The 25,939-nt window shown below is 64.6% G+C and carries 26 protein-coding genes; 8 read left to right on the plus strand and 18 right to left on the minus strand.

Features of this window, described 5'->3' with window-relative positions:
• Nucleotides 1-581 precede the first annotated feature (581 nt).
• The 4 genes from CFB81_RS11435 to CFB81_RS11450 all read left to right on the plus strand — a co-directional run bounded on the left by CFB81_RS11435 (nt 582) and on the right by CFB81_RS11450 (nt 4,398).
• On the plus strand, nt 582-1,799 hold the full coding sequence (locus CFB81_RS11435; protein ID WP_069618183.1) for a DUF2863 family protein: 1,218 nt from the start codon (nt 582-584) through the stop codon (nt 1,797-1,799).
• A 209-nt stretch (nt 1,800-2,008) separates the two neighbouring features.
• Nucleotides 2,009-2,851 (plus strand): response regulator transcription factor, encoded by an 843-nt coding sequence (locus tag CFB81_RS11440; protein WP_089435380.1) that lies wholly within the window; start codon nt 2,009-2,011, stop codon nt 2,849-2,851.
• Nucleotides 2,852-2,927: 76 nt separating this feature from the next.
• On the plus strand, nt 2,928-3,602 hold the full coding sequence (locus tag CFB81_RS11445) for an energy-coupling factor ABC transporter permease (RefSeq protein WP_089435381.1): 675 nt from the start codon (nt 2,928-2,930) through the stop codon (nt 3,600-3,602).
• Between the two features lie 139 nt (nt 3,603-3,741).
• Nucleotides 3,742-4,398 carry a BspC domain-containing protein gene (locus CFB81_RS11450; RefSeq protein ID WP_069618180.1) on the plus strand — a complete coding sequence of 219 codons (657 nt, stop codon included), beginning with the start codon at nt 3,742-3,744 and terminating at the stop codon, nt 4,396-4,398.
• Between the two features lie 84 nt (nt 4,399-4,482).
• On the opposite strand, the gene CFB81_RS11455 is transcribed toward CFB81_RS11450, so the two are convergent.
• Together CFB81_RS11455 and yaaA are read right to left on the minus strand one after the other, a co-directional pair.
• Nucleotides 4,483-5,637: a M14-type cytosolic carboxypeptidase gene (locus CFB81_RS11455; RefSeq protein WP_089435382.1), complete on the minus strand. Its 1,155-nt coding sequence runs from the start codon at nt 5,635-5,637 to the stop codon at nt 4,483-4,485.
• A gap of 139 nt (nt 5,638-5,776) precedes the next feature.
• Nucleotides 5,777-6,559 carry a peroxide stress protein YaaA gene (yaaA, locus tag CFB81_RS11460; protein ID WP_089435383.1) on the minus strand — a complete coding sequence of 261 codons (783 nt, stop codon included), beginning with the start codon at nt 6,557-6,559 and terminating at the stop codon, nt 5,777-5,779.
• 57 nt (nt 6,560-6,616) lie between these two features.
• Between yaaA and CFB81_RS11465 the strand changes: the two genes are divergently transcribed.
• Nucleotides 6,617-7,114: a putative toxin-antitoxin system toxin component, PIN family gene (locus CFB81_RS11465; protein WP_089435384.1), complete on the plus strand. Its 498-nt coding sequence runs from the start codon at nt 6,617-6,619 to the stop codon at nt 7,112-7,114.
• 28 nt (nt 7,115-7,142) lie between these two features.
• Entirely contained in the window at nt 7,143-8,315 is a 1,173-nt protein-coding gene (locus tag CFB81_RS11470) for a pyridoxal phosphate-dependent aminotransferase (RefSeq protein WP_069618176.1), read from the plus strand.
• Between the two features lie 39 nt (nt 8,316-8,354).
• On the opposite strand, the gene CFB81_RS11475 is transcribed toward CFB81_RS11470, so the two are convergent.
• The gene (locus CFB81_RS11475) at nt 8,355-9,011 is read right to left on the minus strand and encodes a glutathione S-transferase (RefSeq protein WP_089435385.1); all 657 of its coding nucleotides are present in this window, start codon (nt 9,009-9,011) and stop codon (nt 8,355-8,357) included.
• Between the two features lie 203 nt (nt 9,012-9,214).
• Between CFB81_RS11475 and CFB81_RS11480 the strand changes: the two genes are divergently transcribed.
• Together CFB81_RS11480 and CFB81_RS11485 are read left to right on the plus strand one after the other, a co-directional pair.
• On the plus strand, nt 9,215-10,006 hold the full coding sequence (locus tag CFB81_RS11480; protein WP_089435386.1) for an oxepin-CoA hydrolase, alternative type: 792 nt from the start codon (nt 9,215-9,217) through the stop codon (nt 10,004-10,006).
• 222 nt (nt 10,007-10,228) lie between these two features.
• Complete coding sequence (locus CFB81_RS11485; protein ID WP_089435823.1) at nt 10,229-10,921, plus strand: glutathione binding-like protein; 693 nt, start codon at nt 10,229-10,231, stop codon at nt 10,919-10,921.
• A 47-nt stretch (nt 10,922-10,968) separates the two neighbouring features.
• On the opposite strand, the gene CFB81_RS11490 is transcribed toward CFB81_RS11485, so the two are convergent.
• The 15 genes from CFB81_RS11490 to nuoG all read right to left on the minus strand — a co-directional run bounded on the left by CFB81_RS11490 (nt 10,969) and on the right by nuoG (nt 25,896).
• Complete coding sequence (locus tag CFB81_RS11490) at nt 10,969-11,445, minus strand: MaoC family dehydratase (protein ID WP_089435387.1); 477 nt, start codon at nt 11,443-11,445, stop codon at nt 10,969-10,971.
• Nucleotides 11,442-11,903 (minus strand): MaoC family dehydratase, encoded by a 462-nt coding sequence (locus CFB81_RS11495; protein ID WP_069618172.1) that lies wholly within the window; start codon nt 11,901-11,903, stop codon nt 11,442-11,444. Before CFB81_RS11495 ends, CFB81_RS11490 begins: the two co-directional genes overlap by 4 nt.
• A gap of 38 nt (nt 11,904-11,941) precedes the next feature.
• Complete coding sequence (locus CFB81_RS11500) at nt 11,942-13,075, minus strand: acyl-CoA dehydrogenase family protein (RefSeq protein ID WP_089435388.1); 1,134 nt, start codon at nt 13,073-13,075, stop codon at nt 11,942-11,944.
• Nucleotides 13,076-13,094: 19 nt separating this feature from the next.
• On the minus strand, nt 13,095-14,291 hold the full coding sequence (locus CFB81_RS11505) for an acyl-CoA dehydrogenase family protein (RefSeq protein WP_089435389.1): 1,197 nt from the start codon (nt 14,289-14,291) through the stop codon (nt 13,095-13,097).
• Between the two features lie 55 nt (nt 14,292-14,346).
• Nucleotides 14,347-14,769: a DUF1178 family protein gene (locus tag CFB81_RS11510; protein ID WP_006750470.1), complete on the minus strand. Its 423-nt coding sequence runs from the start codon at nt 14,767-14,769 to the stop codon at nt 14,347-14,349.
• 136 nt (nt 14,770-14,905) lie between these two features.
• Nucleotides 14,906-15,496 (minus strand): NUDIX domain-containing protein, encoded by a 591-nt coding sequence (locus CFB81_RS11515; protein WP_089435390.1) that lies wholly within the window; start codon nt 15,494-15,496, stop codon nt 14,906-14,908.
• Nucleotides 15,497-15,535: 39 nt separating this feature from the next.
• On the minus strand, nt 15,536-15,832 hold the full coding sequence (locus CFB81_RS11520) for a DUF2818 family protein (protein ID WP_006484867.1): 297 nt from the start codon (nt 15,830-15,832) through the stop codon (nt 15,536-15,538).
• Nucleotides 15,832-17,286 carry an NADH-quinone oxidoreductase subunit NuoN gene (nuoN, locus tag CFB81_RS11525; RefSeq protein WP_069618169.1) on the minus strand — a complete coding sequence of 485 codons (1,455 nt, stop codon included), beginning with the start codon at nt 17,284-17,286 and terminating at the stop codon, nt 15,832-15,834. The genes CFB81_RS11520 and nuoN overlap by 1 nt, the downstream gene beginning before the upstream one ends.
• 39 nt (nt 17,287-17,325) lie before the next feature.
• The gene (locus tag CFB81_RS11530; protein ID WP_069618168.1) at nt 17,326-18,816 is read right to left on the minus strand and encodes an NADH-quinone oxidoreductase subunit M; all 1,491 of its coding nucleotides are present in this window, start codon (nt 18,814-18,816) and stop codon (nt 17,326-17,328) included.
• 17 nt (nt 18,817-18,833) lie between these two features.
• The gene (gene nuoL, locus CFB81_RS11535) at nt 18,834-20,894 is read right to left on the minus strand and encodes an NADH-quinone oxidoreductase subunit L (RefSeq protein WP_069618167.1); all 2,061 of its coding nucleotides are present in this window, start codon (nt 20,892-20,894) and stop codon (nt 18,834-18,836) included.
• A gap of 17 nt (nt 20,895-20,911) precedes the next feature.
• Nucleotides 20,912-21,217: an NADH-quinone oxidoreductase subunit NuoK gene (gene nuoK, locus CFB81_RS11540; RefSeq protein ID WP_006478272.1), complete on the minus strand. Its 306-nt coding sequence runs from the start codon at nt 21,215-21,217 to the stop codon at nt 20,912-20,914.
• An 18-nt stretch (nt 21,218-21,235) separates the two neighbouring features.
• Nucleotides 21,236-21,886 carry an NADH-quinone oxidoreductase subunit J gene (locus tag CFB81_RS11545; RefSeq protein ID WP_011545812.1) on the minus strand — a complete coding sequence of 217 codons (651 nt, stop codon included), beginning with the start codon at nt 21,884-21,886 and terminating at the stop codon, nt 21,236-21,238.
• Between the two features lie 112 nt (nt 21,887-21,998).
• Nucleotides 21,999-22,487 (minus strand): NADH-quinone oxidoreductase subunit NuoI, encoded by a 489-nt coding sequence (nuoI, locus tag CFB81_RS11550; protein ID WP_006484869.1) that lies wholly within the window; start codon nt 22,485-22,487, stop codon nt 21,999-22,001.
• 10 nt (nt 22,488-22,497) lie between these two features.
• A complete protein-coding gene (gene nuoH, locus CFB81_RS11555; RefSeq protein WP_069618166.1) occupies nt 22,498-23,565 on the minus strand; it encodes an NADH-quinone oxidoreductase subunit NuoH in 1,068 nt (355 codons plus the stop codon).
• Nucleotides 23,566-25,896 carry an NADH-quinone oxidoreductase subunit NuoG gene (gene nuoG / locus CFB81_RS11560; protein ID WP_069618165.1) on the minus strand — a complete coding sequence of 777 codons (2,331 nt, stop codon included), beginning with the start codon at nt 25,894-25,896 and terminating at the stop codon, nt 23,566-23,568.
• Nucleotides 25,897-25,939: the final 43 nt, after the last annotated feature.

Raw genomic sequence — 25,939 nt, forward strand, 5'->3', positions numbered from 1 at the left:
AAACTCTTCAGTTCAAACCTGTTACTGTTTTCGGTTCGGTTAAGAACCGGTCGCTCACTCAAAGCTGACAGGAATATGAATCACTTCATAAACCTGACTTACTTTAGTGTGAGACTCTTGATACTTTTGCTATCTGATCCGAGGATCAGCTCGCTACCATCAAGCGCCCACACTTATCGGCTGTTAATTTTTAAAGAGCATTCTGCGAGGAACTTCGTGTTTCCCGGCAGCGCTGCGTTTTCAGCAGCAGAGAAACGAGATTATGAACCGTGTTTCGCAGTTCGTCAACAACTTTCTGAACGACTTCGTTGCGACTGCCGGGCCATCTTCCTGCGCCGCCATGGCCCGCTACATCCCGAACCCCGACAGCACCGCTTCCCTTCCTCCGCGCCGCGTTTCCGTTAGCGCGAAAGAGGCGTGATTCTAAGCAGCTCACGTCGTGAGTGCAAGGGGTTCGCAGCAACTTTTTTACACACGCCGCAATTCGGCCGTCCGGCCATGCTTGGCCGCGAGACCGCTTATGGTGCAAAGAACGGACTAGAATGTGAGGTTCTTCGCCTCTTTCTATATACGTCTTTAATATGCGCCAGCGAATCGCCAAACGCCTCCCCCCCGATGCCGACAAACTGGTCGGTCTGTCACTTGCGCTCTTCGCGTCGGGCAGCCGCATCGAGGATCGCTTCTGGGAAGCGAAGCTCGATGCGCTGCTCGCCAAGATTGTCCGCAACGGCAATCAGACTACGCTCGACGCCGCGCTCGACCATCTTCAGCAGAATCATCCCGACGCCTACGGCGCGCTCGCCGACATGGCCGAGACGCACAGCGAGTCGATGGTGATCGAACACGACGGCCAACCGTACGATGCGCTGCTGGTCGCCGTCCCGGTTCTCGCCTGGACGCGCTACATGATTCCGTCGGGCCCGCTCAAGGCCGACGTTGCCGACGCGCTGCGAACGCACCTGCAGGCGCACGTACTCGCGAACGGCACCCTCGTCGGGCTCGCACCGTTCCTCTACAGCATCGACCAGTTGCCGCGGCACCACGTCGAAACCTACCGGCTGGCCCAGCAGCTCGCCCATGCGGCAATCGGACAGCACGCCCCGAAGCTGAGCTTGGGGGACCTGCCGGAAACTTCGCCGATCCTGGCCGATCCGCGCTTCCTGCTGGCGGTTGTCGCCGCGCCGGCCGGCGCGCCGCTGTTCCGCTGGCAGGAAGAAGAAAACGGCAGCCGGATCGAGCGCGGCCAGTGCCTCGAACAATGGACGGCCCAAGGCGGCCCGAACCTGTCGATCGCGCTGCCCGGCTGCGAGTTCGAATGCCTGCTTCCGGACGCGTACTACTCGGCTTGTCGCGATGCGGACGAACGCGTACGTCCGCACACCGTCCGAACGGCCATTCGTTATCTATTCGACACACTTGGTGCAGCGCCGCAAGAGCTGCGCGCGGTGGTCGCCGGCTTTGGCGAACGTCGTATCGACGAGTATCGCGTCGGCTTCACGCGACGTGCCAGCAACGACGTGATCTACGGTGTCGTGTGGCCGCTCTACGGCCGTGAAAATGGCGACGTATCGGTCGACAACGCGACGCTCGAAGGCGAAGCGCCGATCGAAGGGCCGCTCGAGGAAATCGTGAGCCTGCTGAAGGAATGCGGCGTAACCGACGTCCGGCGGCACGCGGGCCGCTTCGAACCCGAATACTGCGACGACTGCGGCGTGCCGCTTTACGCCGATCCGCTCGGCGAAATCGTCCATGCGGAAATGCCGGAAGACGCGTCGCCCGCCCAGCCACACTTCCACTGACCGCACCGCAGGTCCGGACAGCCTGCCCCGCTCAAAGCCGCTTTCGGTTCCTGCCGAAGCGGCTTTTTTCATCTCCGATGCCCGGTCGCTCAAAATTTCGAACTTTTCCTAAGCCTTTCAGCCAAGCAGACATCGTGTAAGGTCTTTGTCATTATCGGGGCCAGCTTATCCCCGACGGCAATCAATGACTCACTTCACGGAGGTTGAATATGCGGTTCTTGGTACTTAACTCAGACGCCGAACGGCGTGACGGACTGAAGACCCTGTTGCGGCAGATCGACCGGCACGCCAGCATCAACGATGCGCCTGACGGTTTCCAGGCACGCCGGCTGCTGCGCACCCAGCGTTTCGACCTCGTCGCGATCGACTGGCTGGACGTGGGCCGGATCAGCGAGCTTCAGGCACTCGGCAACGCGTGCTCGCCGACACCGGTCGCCGTCCTGGTCGACGACATCTCGCCCGAAGCCATCCAGCGCTTCTTCAATTACGGCGTCGCGGGCGTGATCCCACATTCCACGAGGCCGCACCTGATCGTGCGTGCGCTCGAGATCGTCCTGCTGGGCGGGCACTACATTCCGCCGATCGCCCTCAGCCTGTTGCCGTCCACGGCGACGACGACGGCCCGCCACGACGCCCATTTCCAGACGCTCGCCGGCTCGCTGCCCCGGCGCCCGCCGAGCGGCCTCCTGTCGCCGCGGCAAGCGCAGATCATGCGGTTCGTCCACATGGGCAGCACGAACAAGATGATTGCGCGTACGCTCGGCATCAGCGAAGGCACCGTGAAGATCCACCTCGCGAGCATCTTCCAGCAGCTCGGCGCCGCGAATCGCGCCGCCGCGGTCGCGATCTACAACGGCTGGCTGTCGCCCCATCTCGAGGTGCTGCTGGCGAACCGCAACCGCGCCCGCAAACCGGTCATCGGAGAACACGGCCCGGCTCCGCTGCGTACACAACGGCATGACCGTCCGTACCCGTTACCCATCGCGAATACCGGCACGCAGGATCTGCCGCTCGCCGCCGAGCCGCCGGCACGATTCCGGCGCGGACGCTAGGCAAACAGTCTCGATATTGCGACGGTCGGGCATGTGCAGGCTCCCACCTTTGATGCTCAACGAGTAATATGGATGCATGGGTTTTCTTTTCACACCGCTTCCGCTCTGGGTTGGCGTCGGTGGCTGGATCGCCGCCATGGCCCTGCTCGCGCTCGCGATCTGGAATCGCCCCTTCGTACGCCTGCAAGACGCTACGCTTCAGCACGTGTGGCTCGCGCTCGTCACAGCGATCGCGGTCCTGTGGGCCTCGAACGCATGGCTCGAAGATGGCATCGTCATGCATCTGCTCGGCGCAACGTTGCTCGTCACGCTATTCGACTGGACACTCGCCCTGGTGGCGATGGGCGCCGTCACGGCGATTGCCGCGGTCATCTTCGACGCGCCGTGGCAAGGCATCGGCCTGACCTATCTGATCTACGGTGCGCTGCCTGTCGGCGTGTCGGCGTTGCTGCAACGCGCCGCGCTCGCCTGGCTGCCGCACAACCTCGCGTCGTTCATCACCGGGCAGGGCTTCCTGTCACCCGCCATCGCGATCGTCGCGGTCGCCGCGGCGGCGGCCGGTGTCCAGCTCGCGCTCGCGGACGGCGTTCCCGTCGTGATTCCCGCCGGCTATCTGCTGAACACCGCGCTGCTCGCGCTCGGCGAAGCCTGGTTCACCGGCATGGCAACGGCCCTCATCGCCGTCTATCGCCCCGCGTGGGTCACGACTTTCGACGTCCGCCGGTACCGCCTCGGGGGCCCGCGCGCCTGAATTTCCTCCGCATCGGTCCGGCGCACACCCATACCGGCGGCAGTTCCGCTGCGCGCGCCGAATGCGTCACCTACTGCCGCACAACTTTTTTACGCTAAGATTGAACTCCTGTTCTTCATCGGGCATCTATACGTGCCCGATGTCTTCTTCGCTCCTCACCAATAACCAGATGGACAGCTCACCTGCCTCGCTCCGGATTTTCCGGGCGCTCGGCAAGCTGGCAGCCTGTATCGCGGGCCTGTCGCTTGCGTTTCCCGCACCGGTATTCGCCGACCTGCTCGACCAGCGTTCCGAACTGATCAACAAATTCGTCAACGAGATGCATGCCGATCCGCTCGCCGCCGATTGTGCAGCGCACGGCAGCTTCATCGCCAGCACGTCGACGGCGTTCGATCGCGTCGACTTCGCGCCGAACGCATTCGACGGCGGCAACGCGACGATCACGCCGTGGAACGACTCGTTCGACCAGGGCAAGCAGCGCGTGAAAGTCGACAACATCGTCACCGTCGACGGGCTCGGGATCCACAGCGACGGCAGCGATCCGACGCCGCTGAAATTCCGTTGCGGCTATGTCGGCCAGCAAATGCTCGCGTTCAGCTGGAACGACCCGGTTCCGCCACTGAAGCCGCGCGTCGAGCGCTCGTCGTCTTCGACGAAGAAGTTCAAGGGCAAGTCGCACCGCGGCAAAGCCAAGGCGAAGGCATCGGGGCGCACCGGCAGCAAGAAGGCCGTCGCGACGAAGAAATCAGGCGGCCAGAAAAAAGCCGTGAAGAAAAAAACCGCGAAGAAGTCCTGATACGGCGGAGCGGCGACGACAGCAGCAAAAAAGGCCGGTGCATCGCAAGATGCGCCGGCCTTTTTCATGCGACGACGGCTGCGCTTACGCGAACGTGTCGACGTGCACCAAGATCGCGGCCAGCATCGCCGCGCCGAGCGCCGCGCTACGCTCGCCGTTCCAGCCGACGCGTTCGTCGGGCAGGTTCGCGTTGTCCTTGAACGGCATTTCGAGCGTCAGCGACAGGCAGCCGAACTGATGACCAATGTACTTCGACGCGAGCTTCAGCGCATCTTCCTTGTACTTGCTCGCCGCGTAGCCATGCTCGGTCTGGAAGTCGGGGCTGGCGACCTTGAACGCGTCGATGAACGCGGCCTGCTCCTTGCCCTGCTGCTCGGTGAAGCTCGGCAGCATCTCCGAGCCGGCGACGAACACGTACGGCAAATCCTCGTCGCCGTGAATGTCGAAGAACATGTCGCAGCCGATCGCGTGGATCGCATCGCGCACGGCCAGCACTTCGGGGCTGCGCTCGGCATCGGGCGCCATCCACTCGCGGTTCAGGTTCGCGCCGGCCGCATTGGTGCGCAGGTTACCGTGCACGCTGCCGTCCGGGTTCATGTTCGGGACGATGTAGAACGTCACGCGATCGTAGAGCTTGCGCGCGACCGGATCGCCCGCCCAGTCGCCCCATCCGGCCAGACGCTTGACCAGCCCTTCGACGAACCACTCGGCCATCGATTCGCCCGGATGCTGGCGCGCGATGATCCACACCTTCTTCTTCAGCGCACCATCGGTTTCCGGCGTGCCGAGCGTCAGCAATGACATCGGACGGCCTTCGACCGTGCGGCCGAGCTCGACGACGCTCGCCTGCGGCAACTGCTGGACCGCGCCGAGAAACGCCGCGTGACGCTCTTCCGAGTACGGTTCGAAATATGCGTAATAGATGCTGTCGAACTCCGGCGTATGGTCGATGGTCATCGTCTTGCCGTCGAACGTCGTCGGCACCCGGAACCAGTCGACGCGATCGTAGCTCGCTACCGCGTGGTAGTTGCGCCAGCCCGACGGATACGCGCATTCGGCTGCGTTCTCGAACGTCATCACGCATCGTTCGCCGCGCGCACCCGTCAAGCGGTAGTAAAACCATTGCGCGAATTCCGAGCGATTGTCGCCGCGCACGCGCAGGCGGATAGCGTCGGCGCTATCGCACGACACGACGTCGATTGCGCCTGCGTCGAAATTACTGGTGATCGAAACGGCCATCTGTTTATCTCCTTTGTCGACCGGCGTTAGCGCTTTAGCGCTTACGGCGGTCCCATGCAAAGCTGTCGACCGAAGCAGGCGGCGTACCGTCCGTCCGGCCTCATGCATGCGCCGACCGTCTCGTGAACGGCCGGCTGGGTCACTCGCCGATGCGCCGGCGATATACGTAAGTCGAATCGTTCGACGCCGCCGCATCGAACGCATAGCCTTCGGTCGCGAATGCCTTCAGCGCCTTCGGGTCGGTGATACGGTTCTCGACGACAAAACGCGCCATCAGCCCGCGCGCGCGTTTCGCATGGAAGCTGATGATCTTGTAGCGGCCGCCCTTCCAGTCCTCGAATACCGGCGTGATGACCCGTGCGGCCAGCAGCTTCGGCTTGACCGACTTGAAGTATTCGGTCGACGCGCAATTGACGAGCACGCGCGCCGCGCCGCTGCGCGTCTCGAGCTGCTCGTTCAGCGCCCGCGTGATGCGGTCGCCCCAGAACGCATACAGATCCTTGCCGCGCGCGTTCGCGAAACGCGTGCCCATCTCGAGCCGGTACGGCTGCAGCAGGTCGAGCGGACGCAGCAGCCCGTACAGGCCCGACAGCACGCGCACGTGCTGCTGCGCATAGTCGAGATCGGTCGGCGACAGCGATTTCGCGTCGAAACCCTCGTAGACATCACCGTTGAACGCCAGCACGGCCTGCTTCGCGTTGGCCGGCGTGAAGGTCGGCGACCAGTCGGCGTAGCGCTGGAAGTTCAGGCGCGCGAGCGGATCGGAGATGTCCATCAGCGCCGCGATGTCCTGCGGCGACAGCTTGCGCAGGCCGTCGATCAGCTCCGACGCGTCGTCGACGAATGCAGGCTTCGTGTAAGACTGGACGTGCGCGGGCGTCTCGTAGTCGAGGGATTTGGCGGGAGAGAGAACGATTATCATAGAGGCTCGCTGGCACGCCGTGCCTTGCGGTCAGACGAAAACCACCGATTGTAACGAATGACCCGCTCTCTCGCCCCGCATGCCGCACATCGCGTCGTGCTCGACTCGAACGTCTGGATCGACATCCTCGTATTCGACGACCCCGCTACGCGCCCGATCCGGGCCGCGCTGGAGCGCGGCACGCTGGCCGCCGTGATCGACGGCCGCTGCCTGACCGAGCTCGAATATGTGCTCGACTATCCGCAGTTCCAGTCGCGCGCGATCGACAAGGCTGCCGCGCTCGCGACCGTTGCCCGGCTCGCAAGCCTCGTCGAACCGTCGCCCGTCGACACCGACGCGCCGCCGCTGCCGAAATGCAAGGACCGCGACGACCAGAAATTCCTCGAACTCGCCCGCGCCGCGCAGGCCGAGTGGCTCGTGTCGAAAGACCGCGCGCTGCTGAAGCTCGCGAAACGCACCGCACGCGACTTCGGATTCCGGATCGCGCAACCCGCGCCGTTCGTGGAAGCCTGCGCACTCGACGCCACGGCGTCCGCCACGGCGACGCCGGCCTGACGCCTCCCACCCGAATTCGACCGTATCGATGAACGCTCCTTCAGATATGCCAACGACTCCCGTTTTCCCGTCGCGCCTGCCGAACGTCGGCACGACGATCTTCACGGTCATGAGCGCGCTTGCCGCCGAAAAAGGCGCGGTGAACCTCGGCCAGGGCTTCCCGGATTTCGATTGCGATCCGCGCATCGTCGATGCGGTCGCAGCCGCGATGCGCAACGGGCACAACCAGTACCCGCCGATGGCCGGCGTCGCGCCGCTGCGCGACGCAATCGCCGACAAGATCGCGCAGGTGTACGGCCGACGCTACGATCCGGGCACCGAAATCACCGTGACGGCCGGCGCGACTCAAGCGTTGCTGACGGCGATCCTGTGCGCGGTGCATCCGGGAGACGAAGTGATCGTCGTCGAGCCGACCTACGACAGCTACCTGCCGTCGATCGAGCTTGCCGGCGGCAAGCCCGTGTTCGTCACGCTGGACGCACCCGACTACACGATCCCGTTCGACCGTCTCGCGGCCGCGATCACGCCGAAGACGCGGATGATCCTGATCAACACGCCGCACAACCCGACGGGCACCGTGTGGCGCGAGGCCGACATGCGCAAGCTCGAGGACATCGTGCGCGGCACCAACGTGCTGATCCTGTCCGACGAGGTCTATGAACACATGGTCTACGACGGCGCGCGCCATGAGAGCGTCGCGCGCTACCCGGAACTCGCCGCGCGCAGCTTCATCGTGTCGAGCTTCGGCAAGACCTATCACGTGACGGGCTGGAAGGTCGGTTACGTCGCGGCGCCCGCGGCGCTGACCGCGGAATTCCGCAAGGTCCATCAGTTCAACGTGTTCACGGTAAACACGCCGATGCAGATCGGGCTCGCCGACTACCTGCGCGACCCGGCGCCGTACCTGTCGCTCGCGGGCTTCTATCAGCGCAAGCGCGACTTCTTCCGGGCCGGCCTCGAGCGCACGCGTTTCAAGCTGTTGCCGTGCACGGGTACGTACTTCCAGTGCGTCGATTACTCGGCGATCAGCGACTTGCCAGAAGCGGAATTCTCGAAGTGGCTCACGTCGGAGATCGGCGTGGCCGCCATTCCGGTGTCGGCGTTCTATCACGAGCCGCACGAATCGGGCGTCGTGCGCTTCTGCTTCGCGAAGCAGGAAAGCACGCTCGCATCCGCGCTCGAACGGCTCGCCCGCCTGTAAGCCCGGCAGGGGCGGCCACGCGCCGCCCGTCAGAAACGCTTACGAACGCACGACGTTCGCCGCTTCGACATACGCCTTGCGCTCGGCTGCCACGCGCTGCGCGGCAGGACGTTCACTCACCGTCTTCGCGTGCGCCTTCCAGTCGATGCCGGCCTCGAGCAGGAAGTCGCGCCCGAAGACGGCCTTCGTCGCCATGCCGATGACCGGCAGATGAACCCACGCGGCAATGTCCGCGAGGCCGAACGATTCCCCGAGCACATACGGCGAAAACCGCGTCATCTGCTTGAAGGCATCGATCGCGCGCGGCAGGCGCTTCTCGACGTGCGCCTTCATCCCGTCGCTCACCTTGCCGCCGAAAAACGCTTCCGTGTACACCTCGCGCGCCATCCATTCGAGATACAGCTCGAGCGTCTCGACGAGTTCGCGCACCTTCGCCGCCGCGAACGGGCTTGGCGGGAAAATGCCCTTATCGGGATAGCGAGCCGCCAGGTATTCGATGATCGCCTGCGACTCGAACAGCGCGCCCTCTTCGGTCTTCAGGAACGGAATCTTGCCGAGCGGCGAATCGGCAAGCTGCGCCGGATCGCTGATCGGCAGACCGCACATCGCTTCCTCGAACGGAATGTCATGCTCGAGCAGGACGAACTTCACCTTGTTGTAATAGTTGGACAACGGAATACCGCACAGCTGTAGCATCGGTGTCTCCTTCGTTGCTGAAGCGCGGCCGCATCGACCGCAGGCCGCATCGGGATTCATCGCGCTGAAAAGCACGTCCGTGCTAGTCTAAAGCAAGTTGTGCGTTCGTCACGACAACATTACCTCCGCTGCGGCGTCGGCTCCGTCCGTCCGCACGACACACGCGGCGTCGCCGCCGCGCCATCCGATGGAGACACGCTCGCATGAGTGCTGAACTGCTGGCCTCGCGTCCGCCCGAGAGCGAATCGACGCTCGTCCTCACGCTGTCCAATCCCGGCGCGCGCAACGCGCTGCATCCCGACATGTACTCGGCCGGCATCGAAGCGCTCGCCACCGCCGAGCGCGATCCGGCGATTCGCGCCGTCGTGCTGACGGGCGCCGATCGTTTCTTCTGCGCAGGCGGCAACCTGAACCGGCTGCTCGAGAATCGCTCGAAGGATCCGTCCTTCCAGGCCGACAGCATTGATCAGCTCGCGGCATGGGTCACGGCGATCCGCGCGTCGACGAAGCCGGTGATCGCGGCCGTCGAAGGCGCGGCGGCCGGAGCGGGCTTCTCGCTCACGCTCGCGTGCGACCTGATCGTCGCCGCACACGATGCGAAATTCGTGATGTCGTATGCGCGCGTCGGCCTGACGCCCGACGGCGGCGGCTCGTGGTTTCTCGCCCGCGCGCTGCCGCGTGCGATCGCGGCCGAGATCCTGTTCGAGGGCAAGCCGGTCGCCGCGGAACGCCTGCATGTGCTCGGCGTCGTCAACCGGCTCGCCGCGCCCGGCACGGCCCTAAGCGACGCACTGGCTTGGGCCGACACGCTCGCCGGCATCTCGCCGAATGCGCTCACGCGCATCAAGTCGCTGCTCGACGACGCGACCGCGCAGCCACTGGACGCGCACCTCGGCACCGAGCGCGATCATTTCGTCGCGTCGCTGCATCATGCGGACGGGCTCGAAGGCATCACTGCCTTTCTCGAGAAGCGCCAGCCGCGCTACAAGCGCTGATCCGCCGCGTCGGCCTTCGAACCGACGCCGCGCCACGCCGCGTCCATCCGATGCGGCCCGTCGACGCCGCGCGCCACGCCGGCAGCGATCTCCGGCCCGGCCGCGCATGCCCGTCGGCACGCGCGTTTCGGTCGCCAGCAGCCGGTGTCGATCCATGCTCTAATGACCGCCTGTCGCGGCGCCGCCGGCGCCGTTTTCGCGCATGCCACACAGGAGTTGACGATGATCGACGTCTATAGCTGGGCGACCCCGAACGGCCACAAGGTGCACATCATGCTCGAGGAAACCGGCCTCGCGTATCGCACGCATCCGGTCGATATCGGTGCCGGCGACCAGTTCGCGCCCGAGTTCCTGAAGATCAGCCCGAACAACAAGATCCCCGCGATCGTCGATCCGGACGGCCCCGGCGGCCAGCCGATCTCGCTGTTCGAATCGGGCGCGATCCTGATCTACCTTGCGGAGAAGACCGGCAAGTTCCTGCCGACCGATCCGGCCGCGCGCTATGCGACGCTCGAGTGGCTGATGTTCCAGATGGGCGGCGTCGGCCCGATGCTCGGCCAGGCGCACCACTTCCGGCTGTATGCGCCGGAGAAGATCGAGTATGCGGTCAACCGCTACACGAACGAAGCGAAGCGCCTGTACAACGTGATGGAAAAGCGGCTCGGCGAATCCGAGTATCTCGCGGGCGACACGTACACGATCGCGGACATCGCGACGTTCCCGTGGACGCGCTCGTGGCAGAACCAGGGCATCGTGCTCGACGCGCTGCCGAACGTGAAGCGCTGGCACGAGGCGATCGCCGCGCGACCAGCCGTGCAGCGCGGCGTCGAGGTGCTCGCGTCGATGCGCAAGGCGCTGCAGGACGACAAGGCACGCGAGGTGTTGTTCGGCGCAACGCAATACGCGAAGCACTGACGAGCGTGCGACGAGCGGAGCGGCATCCGTGCATGCCGCTCCGTGCTTCAGAAGTAATGCAGCGTGATGAACTCCGCCGCGCATACCGGCAGTGGCGCATCGGGACGCTCGACCTGCATCGATACCGACCACGTCACCTGGATGCCACCGCGCGCGGCGTCGGCGGTTTCCTTCACCGCGAACAGCGCGCGCACGCGCGCCCCGACCGGCACCGGCTTCAAAAACCGCACGCGGTTCAGCCCGTAGTTCACGCCCATCTTCTGCTCGAAGCGCATCGCGTCGGTCATCAATGCAGGAATCAGCGACAGCGTCAGGAACCCGTGCGCGATCGGCCCGCCGAACGGCGACTCGCGCCGCGCGCGTTCGGGGTCGACGTGAATCCATTGATGATCGCCGGTCGCGTCGGCGAACCCGTCGACGCGCGGCTGGTCGATCTCGATCCAGCCGCTCGCGAGCGGCTCCGCGCCGACCCGCGCCTGCAATGCCTGCGCCGAGGCGATCAGCGGCAAGGTCACGTCGGTCATGGGTTCGCGCCCCCCGGATGGCGCAGCCCGAAAATCACCTTGGTATGCACGGAGATCACCGTCTCGCCGGCTTGGTTCACGCCGATCCATTCCGTCGACACGATGCCGCGGTCGGGCTTGCTCTCCGACACGCGCTTGTCGTGCACCTTCTGGTACATCGTGATCGTGTCGCCGGCGCGCACCGGCTTCAGCCAGCGGATCGAATCGATGCCCGGCGAGCCCATGCTGGTCGAATCCGGCCCGAGCTTCTGGACCAGCAGGCTCATGAACACCGAGCACGTATGCCAGCCGCTCGCGACGAGCCCGCCGAAATGCGACGCCTTCCCTGCTTCCTCGTCGACATGGAACGGCTGCGGATCGTAGCGCTTCGCGAACGTCTTGATGTCGTCCGCCTCGAACGTGTAGCGGCCCACTTCGGTGGTACTGCCGACCACCAGGTCTTCGTAGCTGATGCCCACTGATTAGTCTCCTTGTCTGGCGCGCTCGCGCGTCGCCGTCATGCTACGTCGGTCTGCGCGAAATCGGGCAGCGCCGCGATGCGGGCGAGGTGATGATCGGTATCGCCGAGCGTCGTCTCGATGATCGACAGCCGCTTGAATAAATGCGCGGCGGCCACTTCGTTGGTCACGCCCATGCCGCCGTGCAGCTGGACCGCCTGCTGGCCGACGAAGCGCGCGGCCGCGCCGACCCGCGCCTTCGCGGCCGACACGGCCTTGCGCCGCGCATCGGCATCGCCGTTCGCGTAGCGCACCGCCGCGAGATAGGTCAGCGAACGCGCCTGCTCCGCATGGATCAGCATGTCGACCATCCGGTGCTGCAGTGCCTGAAAACGCGCGATCGGCACGCCGAACTGCTCGCGTGTCTTCGTGTATTCGACCGTCGCGCGATTCAGTTCGTCGAGCGCGCCGACTGCTTCCGCGCACAGCAGGAAGGTCGCGTAATCGGCGATCTGCTCGAGCGCCGCCGCGTCGCGCGCCCCACCCGTCAGTAGTCGGCCCGGCGTGTCGTTGAACATGATCGTCGCGGCGCGCTGGCCGTCGATGGTCCGGTAGTCGACCACCTTCGCGTTGGCCGCATCGCATTCGACGACGAAGAGACCGATGCCGCCGCCGTCGACCCGCGCAGGCACGATCCACGCGTGCGCCTGGGCGCCGTGCTGAACCACCGACTTGGTGCCGGTCAGCCGGTACGTGCTGCCCTGCCCGCGCGCGTGCGTGTCGAGTTCGTACAGGGCGTATCGCGCGTGTGGTTCGTGGAACGCGACCGCCACGCGCTTGTGCCCCTGCGCGACCGCCTCCAGCAGCGCGGCATCGTCGCCCGCGCCAGAGCCGGCGATCCGCAACGCCTCGACGCCAACCGCCGTGGCCCAGTACGGCTCGACCACGAGCACACGGCCGAGCTCCTGCATTACGACCAGCATGTCGACCGGCCCACCGCCGAAGCCGCCCTGCGCATCCGGCACGGGCAACGCGGTCAAGCCCAGTTCGGTGAATGCGCTCCACTGTGCTTCCGACACGCCGGTATCGCCGTGCACGATCGCCTGGCGCGCGTCGAAGCCGTATTGCTCGCCGAGATACCGGCGCAGCGCGTCGGCGAACTGCTGCTGCTCATCGGTAAAGCTGAAATCCATGGTTGTCTCCGTTCCGTGATCACAGCCCCAGAATCATCTGCGCGATGATGTTCTTCTGGATCTCGTTCGATCCGCCGTAGATCGACGTCTTCCGGTAATTGAAGTAGTACGCGGCGAGCGGCGCCGCATCGTCGTCGCCAGCGATGCTGTGTTCGCGCTCGCCGTCGAGGAACGGCACGTCGAACGGTGCGGCCAGCGGACCGATCGCTTCGACCATCAGCTCGGTGAGCGCCTGCTGCACCTCGGTGCCCTTGATCTTCAGCATCGACGCCTCGGGGCCCGGCCCCTTGCCGCTCGTTTCGCGGCTGACGACGCGCAGCACCGTCACTTCCAGCGCCATCAACTCGACTTCGAGCGCCGCGACCTTCGCGGCAAACACGGGATCGGCGAGCAACGGCTTGCCGTTCTTGCGCTGGTTCGATGCGACGCGCTTCAGGAACGCGAGCTCCCGCTTCGACGCGCCGACGCGCGCGATGCCGGTGCGCTCGTGGCCCAACAGGTATTTCGCGTAGGTCCAGCCGCGGTTTTCGTCGCCGACGAGATTCTCGACGGGCACCTTCACGTCCTCGAAGAACACCTCGTTGACTTCGTGATCCTCGTCGAGCGTGATGATCGGGCGTACCGTGATGCCGGGCGTCTTCATGTCGATCAGCAGGAACGAGATGCCTTCCTGCTTCTTCGCGGCCGGATCGGTGCGCACGAGGCAGAACATCATGTCGGCGTACTGGCCGAGCGTCGTCCATGTCTTCTGGCCGTTAACGACGTAGTAATCGCCGTGACGTTCGGCACGCGTGCGCAGCGATGCCAGGTCCGACCCGGAGCCCGGCTCCGAATAGCCCTGGCACCACCAGTCGGTGCCGTCGAGAATGCGGGGCAGATAGTGGCGCTTCTGTGCTTCGCTGCCGTATTTCATCAGGACCGGCGCGACCATCGACACCCCGAACGGCAGTACGGTGGGCGCCCCGATCCGTGCGCACTCTTCGTCCCAGATGTGCCGCTGCGTCGCGTTCCAGCCCGGGCCGCCGTATTCGACCGGCCAGGCGGGCGCGGACCAGCCGCGCTGGCCCAGAATCCGGTGCCAGCTCGCGAAATCCTCGCGGTCGAGTCGTTTGTGATCGAGTACCTTGGCGCGCAGTGCGTGAGGCAGGTTGGCCTCGAGCCAGGCGCGGACGTCGGCGCGGAACGCGTCGTCGGCGGGGGAGTAATCCAGATCCATGCGCAGTGTCTCCTGTCCGCGACCGTCCGGCCCGGCCAAGGACACACTGCGTACGTCATTGCAGCGGTTCTTTCAGCGCGGCAGGAATCGGCAGCGGCATCACGTCGATGCCTTCTTCGACCAAGGACTGCGCATCCTCCGGCGTCGTGACGCCGCGAATGCTGCGTGCCGGCGCCTCGTTGTAATGAATGCGCCGCGCTTCCTCGGCGAAGCGCTCGCCCACGTTCTCGGTCTTCTCCAGCACCTCGCGCAGTGCGCGCATCACCTGCGCCTGCAGCGCACGCGGATCGGCCGGCTGCGCCTGCGTCGCGCCCGACAGGTTCAGGCGCGGCGCCGACGGCATCCGGTTGATCTCCGTCGTTCCGCATACCGGGCATTCGACCAGCTTGCGGGACAACTGCGCTTCGAATTCATCGGCGGAAGCGAACCAGCCTTCGAACCGATGACCGTGCGGACACTGTAAATCGAGAACCTTCATGCTGAATCAGGGCGTGTGACGAGTGTAGCGCAAAAAGCCGTTTTGTGAACGGTCGTGCTAAATCCGGATCGCGCGGCGCGAACGCACCGCGTCACCGGATTGTAACGCGGCACCCCGCCCGCCGCTGACGCCGTGCTCAGGGCGTGACGACCGGCCCGAGCGGCCACGTGCCGGACAGCACCTTGTCGAGCCACATCGTACCGATGATCGTCTTCACGTCGGAGATCTGGCCCGTGCGCACCCATTCCTGCAGGTCGGCCAGCGTCGCGGTGAAGGTTTCGAGGAATTCGCCTTCGTCGAGCTTGCGCTCGCCGGCCGTGAGCCCGCGCGCGAGGTACAGGTCGATGAATTCGGTCGAATAGGAAATGATCGGATGAATGCGGGCCAGGAACACGTATTCGCGCGCCGTGTAGCCGGTTTCCTCGCCCAGTTCGCGCGCCGCGCACGCAAGCGCGCCTTCGTTCGGGTCGAGTTTGCCGGCCGGGAATTCGGCCATCACCTTGCCGATCGGATAGCGGAACTGGCTCTCCATCAGCACGCGGCCGTCGTCGAACAGCGGAATCACCATCACCGCGCCCGGGTGCTGCACGTATTCGCGCGTGGCCTTCTTGCCGTCCGGCAGACGGACGGTGTCGCGTTTGAGCTTGAGGAACGCGCCTTCGAAGATCGCCTCGCTCTCGAGGCAGGTTTCGGTCAGTGCGGCGTCGTGATTGGGTAGTTCGGCCATCGGCGGCTCCTGAATGAGCACGACGGACGGCCGAAGCCGTCAGCGTCGTTTGACGAGATACTGGAACGTGAAGCCGGGAAACGCGAACACGACGAAGAGACTGAACGTGATCGCGTAAAACTGCCAGCCCTGTTCGAAGCGGTTGCCGGCGCGCGACTCGAGCCAGAAGCCGAGCGCGCCGACGATGAAGTACAGCACGATCAGCTCGCCGATCCGCACCCACGCGTTCTTCTTCGTCGCACCGAACGGCACGACGGCGAAGAGGCGTTGGTTCAGGAACGGCAGGTTGGCGCAGACGAGCGCCAACAGCACGATGAACCAGCCGGCTGCCGACATTACAGCGGCAGCGTGTGACGGATTGCCTGCAGGCAGGCGGTCAGCAGCGGGCTCGGGATGAGGCCGAGCACGACGACGGCCAGGCCGTTCAGCACGAGGATCGTGCGCTTGCAGAAATCGCCCGAGATCGGCGTCGAGTCCTGCGGCGCATCGAAGTACATCAGCTTCACGATGCGCAGGTAGTAAAACGCGCCGAACAGCGACGTGATCACGGCCAGTACGGCCAGCCACGTGAGACCCGCGTTGACGGTCGCCTCGAGCACGGCGAGCTTCGCGTAGAAGCCGACGGTCGGCGGGATGCCGGCCAGCGAGAACATCATGACCATCATCACGAACGCGAACACCGGGCTGCGCTTGTTGAGGCCCTTGAAGTCGTCGATCGTTTCCGCCTCGAAATCGCGGCGCGCGAGCAGCATCACCACGCCGAACGAGCCGAGCGTCGTGATCAGGTAGACGATCGCGTAGAACATCGCCGAGCTGTACGCGTTCGCCGGTGCCGTCGCGTCGCCCTTCACGATGCCGGCGAGCAGGCCGAGCAGCACGAAGCCCATGTTCGAGATCGCCGAGTACGCGAGCATCCGCTTGATGTTGCGCTGGACGATACCGGTGATGTTGCCGACGATCAGCGACAGCGCGGCGAGGATCACGAGCGCGGTCTGCCAGTTCTGCGCGAGCGGCAGCAGGCCCATCACCAGGAAGCGCAGGCCCCACGCGAACGCGGCCACCTTCGGGCCGCCGCCGACGAACAGCGTCATCGCGGTCGGTGCGCCCTGGTAGACGTCCGGCACCCACATGTGGAACGGCACGGCGCCCAGCTTGAACGCGATACCGGCGACGATGAAGACCACGCCGAACATCAGCACGGCCGCGTCGGTGTTGCCGCCGACCGCCTTGTACACCTCGCCGAGTTCGAGCGAGCCGGTCGCGCCATAGAGCATCGAGATGCCGTACAGCACGAAGCCCGACGCGAGCGCGCCCAGCACGTAGTACTTCATCGCGGCTTCGCTCGACTGGGCGGCGTCGCGGCGCAGCGCGATGACCGCATACAGCGACAGCGACATCAGTTCGAGGCCGAGGTACAGCGTCAGGAAGTTGTTGCCCGACACCATGACCAGCTGACCGAGCAGCGAGAACATGCCGAGCAGGAACACGTCGCCGCGGAACATGTCGCGATCTTCGAGGTACTTGCGCGAATAGACGAGCGACACCGCGAAACCGAACGACACGACGGCCTTCATCGTGCTCGCGAACGAGTCGACGACGACCATCTTCGAGAAGAAGTAGTACTGCTGCGGGTCGAGCGCCTGGACCGAGAACCACACGCCGGCGACGACCGACGAGACGACCGCGATCAGATAGGTCAGGCGGCGGCCGGACGCACCGGTAAAGGTGTCGTTCAGCCATGCGACGACGATGGCGGCCAGCACCAGCGCGTCAGGCAACAGGACATTCATAGGGGCGTTTTGCATGATCTTGAGTTCCTCCGCTCGCGATTACTGGGCCAGCGGCAGCTTCGACTGCGCGACGTGGGAGAGGAGGTTTTCGACGGAAACGTGCATCACGTCGGTGAAAGGCTTCGGATACAGGCCCATCAGCAGCGTGAACGCGGCGAGCACGGCCAGCATCAGGAATTCGCGACGGCCGATGTCCTTCAGCTTGGCGACGTGATCGTTCGCGACCGCGCCGAAGTACACGCGCTTGTACATCCACAGCGTGTAGGCCGCGCCGAGGATCAGCGTGAAGGCCGCGCCGAAGGCGATCCAGAAGTTGTACTGGACGGCCGCGAGAATCACCATGAACTCGCCGACGAAACCCGACGTACCCGGCAGGCCGCAGTTGGCCATCGAGAACAGCATCGCGAATGCCGCGAACTTCGGCATCACGTTGACGACGCCACCGTAGTCGGCGATCTGGCGCGAGTGCACGCGGTCGTACAGCACGCCGATGCACAGGAACATCGCGCCCGATACGAAGCCGTGCGAGATCATCTGGATGATCGCGCCTTCGACGCCGAGCTGGTTGAAGATGAAGAAGCCGAGCGTGACGAAGCCCATGTGTGCGATCGACGAATACGCGACCAGCTTCTTCATGTCGGCCTGCACCATCGCGACGAGGCCGATGTAGATCACCGCGATCAGCGACAGCGTGATCACGACCGGAGCCAGGAAGTGGCTCGCGTCAGGCGTGATCGGCAGCGAGAAACGCAGGAAACCGTATGCGCCGAGCTTCAGCATGATCGCCGCCAGCACGACCGAGCCGCCCGTCGGCGCTTCCACGTGCGCGTCCGGCAGCCACGTGTGCACCGGCCACATCGGCACCTTCACCGCGAACGCGAGGAAGAACGCAATGAACAGCAGGACCTGCGGCGTCATCGCGATCTTCGCGTTCTGCCACGTCGCGAGGTCGAACGAATGCGTCTGCGTGTACAGGTAGATCAGCGCGACCAGCATCAGCAGCGAGCCGGCCAGCGTGTACAGGAAGAACTTGAACGCCGCATACACGCGGTTCGGGCCGCCCCACACGCCGATGATGATGTACATCGGGATCAGGGTCGCCTCGAAGAACACGTAGAACAGCAGGCCGTCGGCCGCCGAGAACACGCCGATCATGATCCCGGACAGGATCAGGAACGCCGCGAGGTACTGCGCGACGTTCTCGGTGATCACTTCCCAGGCGGCGATCACGACGATCACCGTGATCAGCGCGGTCAGCACGACGAACCACATCGAGATGCCGTCGACGCCGAGGTGATACGCAATGTCGAAGCGTTCGATCCAGGTCGACTTCTCGACGAACTGCAGCGCAGCCGTGCTCGAGTCGAAGCCCGTGATCAGCGGGATCGTGACCGCGAGGCCGAGCAGCGCGCCGATCAGCGCGACCCAGCGGGCCGTCCCCGGATTTTTGTCGTTACCCACCGCCAGCACGAGGAGGCCGAAAACGATCGGCAGCCAGATCGCGGTACTGAGAATCGGAAAAGCGTGCATTAGTGTTGTCTCCCGCCTTATTTGCCGCCGAGCGTTACAAACAGGGTCAGGAGCCCCAGCATGCCGATGATCATGGCGAACGCGTAGTGATAGATGTAACCGGATTGGAGGAAGCGGATCACGCCGGCGAACCAGCCGATGAACCGGGCGCTGCCGTTGACGAGGCCGTCGATCACCACGACGTCGCCCTCCTTCCACAGGCCGCGGCCGATCGCCACCGAACCGCGGGCGAACACCACTTCGTTGATCTTGTCCATGTAGTACTTGTTGTCCAGCAGCGTGTAGATCGGGCCGAACGCGCGGCGGATCGACGCCGGCAGCTCCGGACGCTTCAGGTACAGGAACCACGCGACGACCACACCAGCGAGCGCGAGCCACACCGGCAGGCCCGACACCGAGTGCAGGCCCATGCCGACCCAGCCGTGGAACTCCTCGGCCATCTCGGCCAGCGCCGGGTGGTTTTCGCCGATGAAGATCACCTTGTCGAATGCGACGCCGTGCTGGAAGAAATCGCCGAACAGCATCGGGCTGATCGCGATCGCGCCGATGATCACCGACGGGATCGCCAGCAGGACCAGCGGCACCCACACGACCCACGGGGTCTCGTGCGGCTCGTGCGCGTGGTCGTCGTGACCGTGGTCGTGGCCATGGCCGTGATCGTCATGGCCATGTGCGGCAGCCATGCCCATCGGCGATTCCGGATGCTTCGGATGGCGGAAGCGCTCTTCGCCGTGGAACACCAGGAAGTACATGCGGAACGAGTACAGCGCCGTGACGAACACGCTCGCGACGACCGCGAAGTACGCGAAGCCCGAACCCGGCAGGTGCGACAGCTTCACCGCGTCGATGATCGAGTCCTTCGAGTAGAAACCCGAGAAGAACGGCGTGCCGATCAGCGCGAGCGAACCGACGAGCGACGTGATCCACGTGATCGGCATGTACTTGCGCAGGCCGCCCATGTTGCGCATGTCCTGGTCGTGGTGCATGCCCATGATGACCGAGCCGGCGCCGAGGAACAGCAGCGCCTTGAAGAACGCGTGCGTCATCAGGTGGAACACGGCGACCGGGTAAGCGGACACGCCGAGCGCGACCGTCATGTAGCCGAGCTGCGACAGCGTCGAGTACGCGACCACGCGCTTGATGTCGTTCTGGACGATGCCGAGGAAGCCCATGAAGAGCGCCGTGATCGCGCCGATCACCGTGATGAACGACAGCGCGGTATCCGACAGCTCGAACAGCGGCGACATGCGCGACACCATGAAGATGCCGGCCGTGACCATCGTCGCCGCGTGAATCAGCGCCGAGATCGGGGTCGGGCCTTCCATCGAGTCCGGCAGCCACACGTGCAGCGGGAACTGCGCCGATTTACCCATCGCGCCGATGAACAGGCAGATACAGGCGACGGTCAGCAGGCCCCAGTCGGTGCCCGGGAAGTGCAGGCTCGCGAGTTCCGCGCGCTTCGCGAACACTTCGCCGTAGTTCATCGAGCCGGCGAACGCGAGCAGCAGGCCGATGCCGAGCAGGAAGCCGAAGTCGCCCACGCGGTTCACGAGGAACGCCTTCATGTTCGCGTAGATCGCGCTCTCACGCGTGAAGTAGAAGCCGATCAGCAGGTACGACACCAGACCCACCGCTTCCCAGCCGAAGAACAGCTGCAGGAAGTTGTTGCTCATCACGAGCATCAGCATCGAGAACGTGAACAGCGAAATGTACGAGAAGAAGCGCTGGTAGCCATCTTCTTCCGCCATGTAGCCGATCGTGTACACGTGCACCATCAGCGAGACGAAGGTCACGACGACCATCATCATCGCGGTCAGCGAATCGACGAGGAAGCCGACTTCGAGCTTCAGCGAACCGACGTTCATCCATTCGTAGACGGTCGCGTTGAAGCTCGCGCCGCCCATCACGTCGAAGAAGACTTTCGCCGACAGGAGGAACGCGATCATCACGCCGAGGATCGTGATCCGGTGTGCGCCCTTGCGCCCGACTGCGTTCCCGAACAGCCCCGCAATCAGCGAGCCGGCCAGCGGAGCGAGCGGAATCGCCAGCAGCAGGTTTTCATTGAGTGTCGTTGACATAACAGCGTTGCCTGAAATTAACCTTTGAGCTGATCGAGATCCTCGACATTGATCGTGTCGAGCTTACGGAACAGGGTCACCAGAATCGCGAGGCCGATCGCGGCTTCCGCTGCGGCGACGGTCAGCACGAAGAACACGAAGATCTGGCCGTGCACGTCGCCGAGGTAATGCGAGAACGCGACGAAGTTGGTGTTCACCGCCAGCAGCATCAGTTCGATCGACATCAGGATGATGATGACGTTGCGGCGGTTCAGGAAAATCCCGACGATCGCGATCGCAAACAGGATCGCGCCGAGCACAAGGTAGTGAGCAAGAGTCAGCATGGTTTTCTTTTCCTCCGCTTAGCCGTTGGTGCCCGAACCGGCTTCGCTCTGCGCCGTCTCCGGCTGCGGCTTGTCCGCTTCCATCTTCACGAGGCGCACGCGGTCGTTGCGACGCACCTTGACCTGATCCGACACGCGCTGGCGCTTGCTGTCCTTGCCCTTGCGCTCGGTCAGCCCGATCGCGGCAATGATCGCGACCAGCAGCACGAGGCCGGCGATTTCGAACGCGAAGATGTAGTCGGTGTAGATCACCTTGCCGATCAGGCGCGTATTCGACCAGTTGGCCATCTCGCCCGTCGCCATCGCATGCACGGTGTGCGTGTCGCCGTAGCCGCGCCACAGGATCAGCGCGGTTTCGATCACGATGATCGCGCCGACCACGGTCGCCATCGGGACGAAGCGCTTGAAGTCGCGGCGCAGGTAGTCGATGTTGATGTCCAGCATCATCACGACGAACAGGAACAGCACCATCACCGCGCCCACGTAGACCAGAACCAGCAGGATCGCGAGGAACTCCGCTTCGAGCAGCATCCAGATCGCGGCGGCGTTGAAGAACGCCAGCACAAGGAAAAGCGCAGACGCCACCGGGTTGCGCGAAGTGATCACCTTCAGCCCTGATACCACCAGGAGCAGCGCGAAGATGTAGAACAGTACGGTCGTGAATTCCATGATTACCGGTTCATCGTTAGGCCATAGTCAGGCGCGGCTTGCGGAACTCCCGCACCCGTCGCGGCGGCTCGGCCCGTTCATCGTTCATGCCGGGCCGGCACTGCAAACACAATCAACGATACGGCGCGTCGGCAGCCTTCGCCGCGGCGATGTCCTTCTCGTAGCGATCGCCCACCGCGAGCAGCATATCCTTCGTGAAATACAGGTCGCCGCGCTTTTCGCCGTGGTACTCGAGAATCTGCGTCTCGACGATCGAATCGACCGGGCAGCTCTCTTCGCAGAAACCGCAGAAGATGCACTTCGTCAGGTCGATGTCGTAGCGCGTCGTGCGGCGCGTGTTGTCGGCGCGCGTTTCCGATTCGATCGTGATCGCCAGCGCGGGGCACACGGCCTCGCACAGCTTGCACGCGATGCAGCGCTCTTCGCCGTTCTCGTAGCGGCGCAGTGCATGCAGCCCGCGAAAACGCGGCGAAATCGGCGTCTTCTCTTCCGGGAACTGCACGGTGAACTTGCGCTTGAACGTATAGCGACCGGTCAGCGCGAGCCCCTTCAGCAGCTCGGTCAGGAAGAAGGTCTTAAAGAAGTGTTGGATAGCCGTCATGATTTCGTCCTTACTTCACCCAGATGTTCAGCGGCGACATCATCCAGAAGCCGACCACGACCACCCAGACCACCGTGACGGGCAGGAACACCTTCCAGCCCAGACGCATGATCTGGTCGTAACGGTAGCGCGGGAACGTCGCGCGCACCCAGATGAACACCGACAGCAACGCGAAGACCTTCAGCACGAGCCAGAAGATGCCCGGGATGAACGACAGGAATTCGAATGGTGCGTCCCAGCCGCCGAGGAACAGCGTCGCCGCCAGCGCCGAGATCACGATCATGTTGATGTACTCGGCGAGGAAGAACAGCGCGAACGCCATGCCCGAGTAATCGATCATGTGACCGGCAACGATTTCCGACTCCCCTTCCACCACGTCGAACGGGTGACGGTTCGTTTCGGCGATGCCCGAGATGAAGTAGACGACGAACGCCGGCAGCAGCGGCAGCCAGTTCCACGACAGGAAGTTCACGCCGTGGCCCGCGAAGAAGCCGTGCTGTTGCGAACCGACGATTTCCGACAGGTTCAGGCTGCCGGCCGTCATCAGCACGAGCACCAGCGCGAAGCCCATCGAGATTTCGTACGACACCATCTGTGCCGCGGCGCGCATCGCGCCGAGGAACGCGTACTTCGAGTTCGACGCCCAGCCCGCGAGAATCACCGCGTACACGCCGATCGACGAGATCGCCATCGCGTACAGCAGGCCCGCGTTCACGTTCGCGAGCACGGCTTCGGCCTGGAACGGGATCACCGCCCACACGGCGAATGCCGGCACGACGGTCATCACCGGCGCGATCAGGTACAGCCAGCGGCTGGCGGCGCTCGGCTGGATGACTTCCTTCAGCAGCAGCTTCAGCACGTCGGCGATCGGCTGCAGCAGGCCGCCGGGGCCGACGCGGTTCGGGCCGAGACGCACGTGCATCCAGCCGATCAGCTTGCGCTCCCACAGAATCAGGTACGCGACGCACAGCAGGATGACGACGGAGACGACGAGGATGCGCACGACGGCCCATACCGTCGGCCATGCGAAGCCGAGAAGCTGGGACCCGCCCGCGTTGATCGTATCGAACAAGCTCATTTACGCCTTCTCCACCACCAGTTCACCGGACAGGCTGCCGAGCGCTGCGCCGGCAGGCGTTGCCGCCGACACGCGAACGACCGTCTCCGCAAGATTCGCGTCGCGCACGGCCGGCAACTGCACCGCACGCTCGCCCTGGCGCACGCGCACCGCGTCGCCTTCCTTCAAGCCCAGCTTGTCGAACAGCGCGGCCGGCAGGGCTGCGGCATTCGCCGCCTTCGCGGCGGCCGTCAGGTGCAGCGCACCTGCACGGCGCACGAGCGCGTCGGCGTGATAGATCGGCACATCGGCCAGGCGCTCGAAGCCGCCGTTCGCGGCATTCGCCGCAGCGCGAACCGGCGCGACCGACGTCTGGTTCGACAGACGGCCCGCGACGCCGGCGTCGCCGAGCGCGGCGACACGCACTTCTTCCGCGGTCTCGTATTCGAAGTTCGGCAAGCCGAGCAGGCTGCCGAGCACGCGCAGCACCTTCCAGCCCGGACGCGTGTCGCCGAGCGGACGCACGACGCCGTTGAAGCTCTGCACGGTGCCTTCGGCGTTGATGAACGTGCCGGCCGTTTCCGTGAACGGCGCGACCGGCAGCAGCACGTCGGCGTAGTCGAGGCCGTGCTTGAACGGCGACATCACGACGACCATCTCCGCCTGGTTCAGCGCGGCCAGCGCCTGTGCCGGATCGGCTGTGTCGAATTCCGGCTCGACGTTCAGCAGCACGTAGCCCTTGCGCGGCTGCGCGAACGCTTCGCGTGCATTCAGGCCGCCTTCGCCCGGCAGTGCGCCCACGACGTGCGCACCGACCGTGTTCGCCGCTTCCGTCAGGAAGCCGAACGTGGCGCCGGTGTTCTCGGCGATCCACTGCGCGACGGCGTGCAGCTTCGCGAATTGCGGATGACGGACCGCGACGTTGCCGAGCAGCACCGCGCGGCGGTCGCCGTTCGCGAGCGACTGTGCGACAGCTTGCGCGGCCGGCGATGCGGTGACGCCAGCCAGCGCGTCGGGCAGCGCGACGCCGCGCAGTTGCGCGACGGCGGCGGCGATGCCGGCCAGCTCGTCGAGCCATGCGGACGGTGCAGCAACGATGCGCTGCGCGGTCGGGATCAGTGCATCGTCACCGGTCGCGTGCAGGAAGTGCAGCTTCGCGCCGTTCTTCGCAGCCTGACGCAGGCGCGATGCGAACAGCGGGTGGTCGCGGCGCAGGAACGAACCGACGACGAACGCGGCGTCCACGTTCGACAGGTCGGCGATCGGCATCCCGAGCCACGGTGCGCCCTGGACCGGCGCCGAGAAATCCTGCTGGCGCAGACGGAAGTCGACGTTCGGCGTCTTCAGTTCGCTGGCGAGCTGCTTCACAAGGAACAGCTCTTCCGCGGTGCTGTGCGCGCTCGCGAGCATCGCCAGCGCGTTCGCGCCGTGATCCGCGGCGATGCCCTTCAGGCCCTTCGCGACGTATTCGAGCGCGGTTTGCCAGTCGGTTTCGATCCACTGGCCGCCCTGCTTCAGCATCGGCTTCGTCAGGCGCTCTTCGCTGTTGAGGCCTTCATACGAGAAGCGGTCCTTGTCCGAGATCCAGCATTCGTTGATCGCTTCGTTCTCGAACGGCAGCACGCGCATCACGCGGTTGTTCTTCACCTGCACGACGAGGTTCGCGCCGACGGAATCGTGCGGGCTCACCGACTTGCGGCGCGACAGTTCCCACGTACGGGCGCTGTAGCGGAACGGCTTGCTGGTCAGCGCGCCGACCGGGCACAGGTCGATCATGTTACCCGACAGTTCGGAGTCGACCGTCTTGCCGACGAACGTCGTGATTTCCGAATGCTCGCCGCGGCCCAGCATGCCGAACTCCATCACGCCGGCGATCTCCTGGCCGAAGCGGACGCAGCGCGTGCAGTGGATGCAGCGGGACATTTCTTCCATCGAGATCAGCGGGCCCACGTTCTTGTGGAACACCACGCGCTTTTCTTCCGAGTAGCGCGACGACGACTTGCCGTAGCCGACCGCCAGATCCTGCAGCTGGCATTCGCCGCCCTGATCGCAGATCGGGCAATCGAGCGGGTGATTGATGAGGAGGAATTCCATCACCGACTGCTGCGCCTTGACGGCCTTGTCGGACTGCGTGCGGACGATCATGCCGGCCGACACGGGGGTCGCGCAGGCAGGCACGGCCTTCGGCATCTTCTCGACTTCGACGAGACACATCCGGCAGTTGGCCGCGACCGACAGTTTCTTGTGATAGCAGAAGTGAGGAATGTACGTATCCGCCTTGTGCGCAGCCTGGATCACCATGCTGCCTTCGGGCACCTCGACCTTCTTGCCGTCTATTTCAAGTTCAACCATGATGGTGAATGGTCCTTAACCTATTTCCGCCCGTTCGCGCGTT

Origin of the sequence: Burkholderia sp. AU28863 (genome assembly GCF_002223195.1) — a bacterium.
GTDB classification, from domain to species: domain Bacteria; phylum Pseudomonadota; class Gammaproteobacteria; order Burkholderiales; family Burkholderiaceae; genus Burkholderia; species Burkholderia sola.

Bases quoted from the DNA above. Each gene is read 5' to 3' on its own strand.
- CFB81_RS11435 (WP_069618183.1), top strand. From the start codon at position 582: ATGCGCCAGCGAATCGCCAAACGCCTCCCCCCCGATGCCGACAAACTG.
- CFB81_RS11440 (WP_089435380.1), top strand. From the start codon at position 2,009: ATGCGGTTCTTGGTACTTAACTCAGACGCCGAACGGCGTGACGGACTG.
- CFB81_RS11445 (WP_089435381.1), top strand. From the start codon at position 2,928: ATGGGTTTTCTTTTCACACCGCTTCCGCTCTGGGTTGGCGTCGGTGGC.
- CFB81_RS11450 (WP_069618180.1), top strand. From the start codon at position 3,742: ATGTCTTCTTCGCTCCTCACCAATAACCAGATGGACAGCTCACCTGCC.
- CFB81_RS11455 (WP_089435382.1), bottom strand. From the start codon at position 5,637: ATGGCCGTTTCGATCACCAGTAATTTCGACGCAGGCGCAATCGACGTC.
- yaaA (WP_089435383.1), bottom strand. From the start codon at position 6,559: ATGATAATCGTTCTCTCTCCCGCCAAATCCCTCGACTACGAGACGCCC.
- CFB81_RS11465 (WP_089435384.1), top strand. From the start codon at position 6,617: ATGACCCGCTCTCTCGCCCCGCATGCCGCACATCGCGTCGTGCTCGAC.
- CFB81_RS11470 (WP_069618176.1), top strand. From the start codon at position 7,143: ATGAACGCTCCTTCAGATATGCCAACGACTCCCGTTTTCCCGTCGCGC.
- CFB81_RS11475 (WP_089435385.1), bottom strand. From the start codon at position 9,011: ATGCTACAGCTGTGCGGTATTCCGTTGTCCAACTATTACAACAAGGTG.
- CFB81_RS11480 (WP_089435386.1), top strand. From the start codon at position 9,215: ATGAGTGCTGAACTGCTGGCCTCGCGTCCGCCCGAGAGCGAATCGACG.
- CFB81_RS11485 (WP_089435823.1), top strand. From the start codon at position 10,229: ATGATCGACGTCTATAGCTGGGCGACCCCGAACGGCCACAAGGTGCAC.
- CFB81_RS11490 (WP_089435387.1), bottom strand. From the start codon at position 11,445: ATGACCGACGTGACCTTGCCGCTGATCGCCTCGGCGCAGGCATTGCAG.
- CFB81_RS11500 (WP_089435388.1), bottom strand. From the start codon at position 13,075: ATGGATTTCAGCTTTACCGATGAGCAGCAGCAGTTCGCCGACGCGCTG.
- CFB81_RS11505 (WP_089435389.1), bottom strand. From the start codon at position 14,291: ATGGATCTGGATTACTCCCCCGCCGACGACGCGTTCCGCGCCGACGTC.
- CFB81_RS11510 (WP_006750470.1), bottom strand. From the start codon at position 14,769: ATGAAGGTTCTCGATTTACAGTGTCCGCACGGTCATCGGTTCGAAGGC.
- CFB81_RS11515 (WP_089435390.1), bottom strand. From the start codon at position 15,496: ATGGCCGAACTACCCAATCACGACGCCGCACTGACCGAAACCTGCCTC.
- CFB81_RS11520 (WP_006484867.1), bottom strand. From the start codon at position 15,832: ATGTCGGCAGCCGGCTGGTTCATCGTGCTGTTGGCGCTCGTCTGCGCC.
- nuoN (WP_069618169.1), bottom strand. From the start codon at position 17,286: ATGAATGTCCTGTTGCCTGACGCGCTGGTGCTGGCCGCCATCGTCGTC.
- CFB81_RS11530 (WP_069618168.1), bottom strand. From the start codon at position 18,816: ATGCACGCTTTTCCGATTCTCAGTACCGCGATCTGGCTGCCGATCGTT.
- nuoL (WP_069618167.1), bottom strand. From the start codon at position 20,894: ATGTCAACGACACTCAATGAAAACCTGCTGCTGGCGATTCCGCTCGCT.
- nuoK (WP_006478272.1), bottom strand. From the start codon at position 21,217: ATGCTGACTCTTGCTCACTACCTTGTGCTCGGCGCGATCCTGTTTGCG.
- CFB81_RS11545 (WP_011545812.1), bottom strand. From the start codon at position 21,886: ATGGAATTCACGACCGTACTGTTCTACATCTTCGCGCTGCTCCTGGTG.
- nuoI (WP_006484869.1), bottom strand. From the start codon at position 22,487: ATGACGGCTATCCAACACTTCTTTAAGACCTTCTTCCTGACCGAGCTG.
- nuoH (WP_069618166.1), bottom strand. From the start codon at position 23,565: ATGAGCTTGTTCGATACGATCAACGCGGGCGGGTCCCAGCTTCTCGGC.
- nuoG (WP_069618165.1), bottom strand. From the start codon at position 25,896: ATGGTTGAACTTGAAATAGACGGCAAGAAGGTCGAGGTGCCCGAAGGC.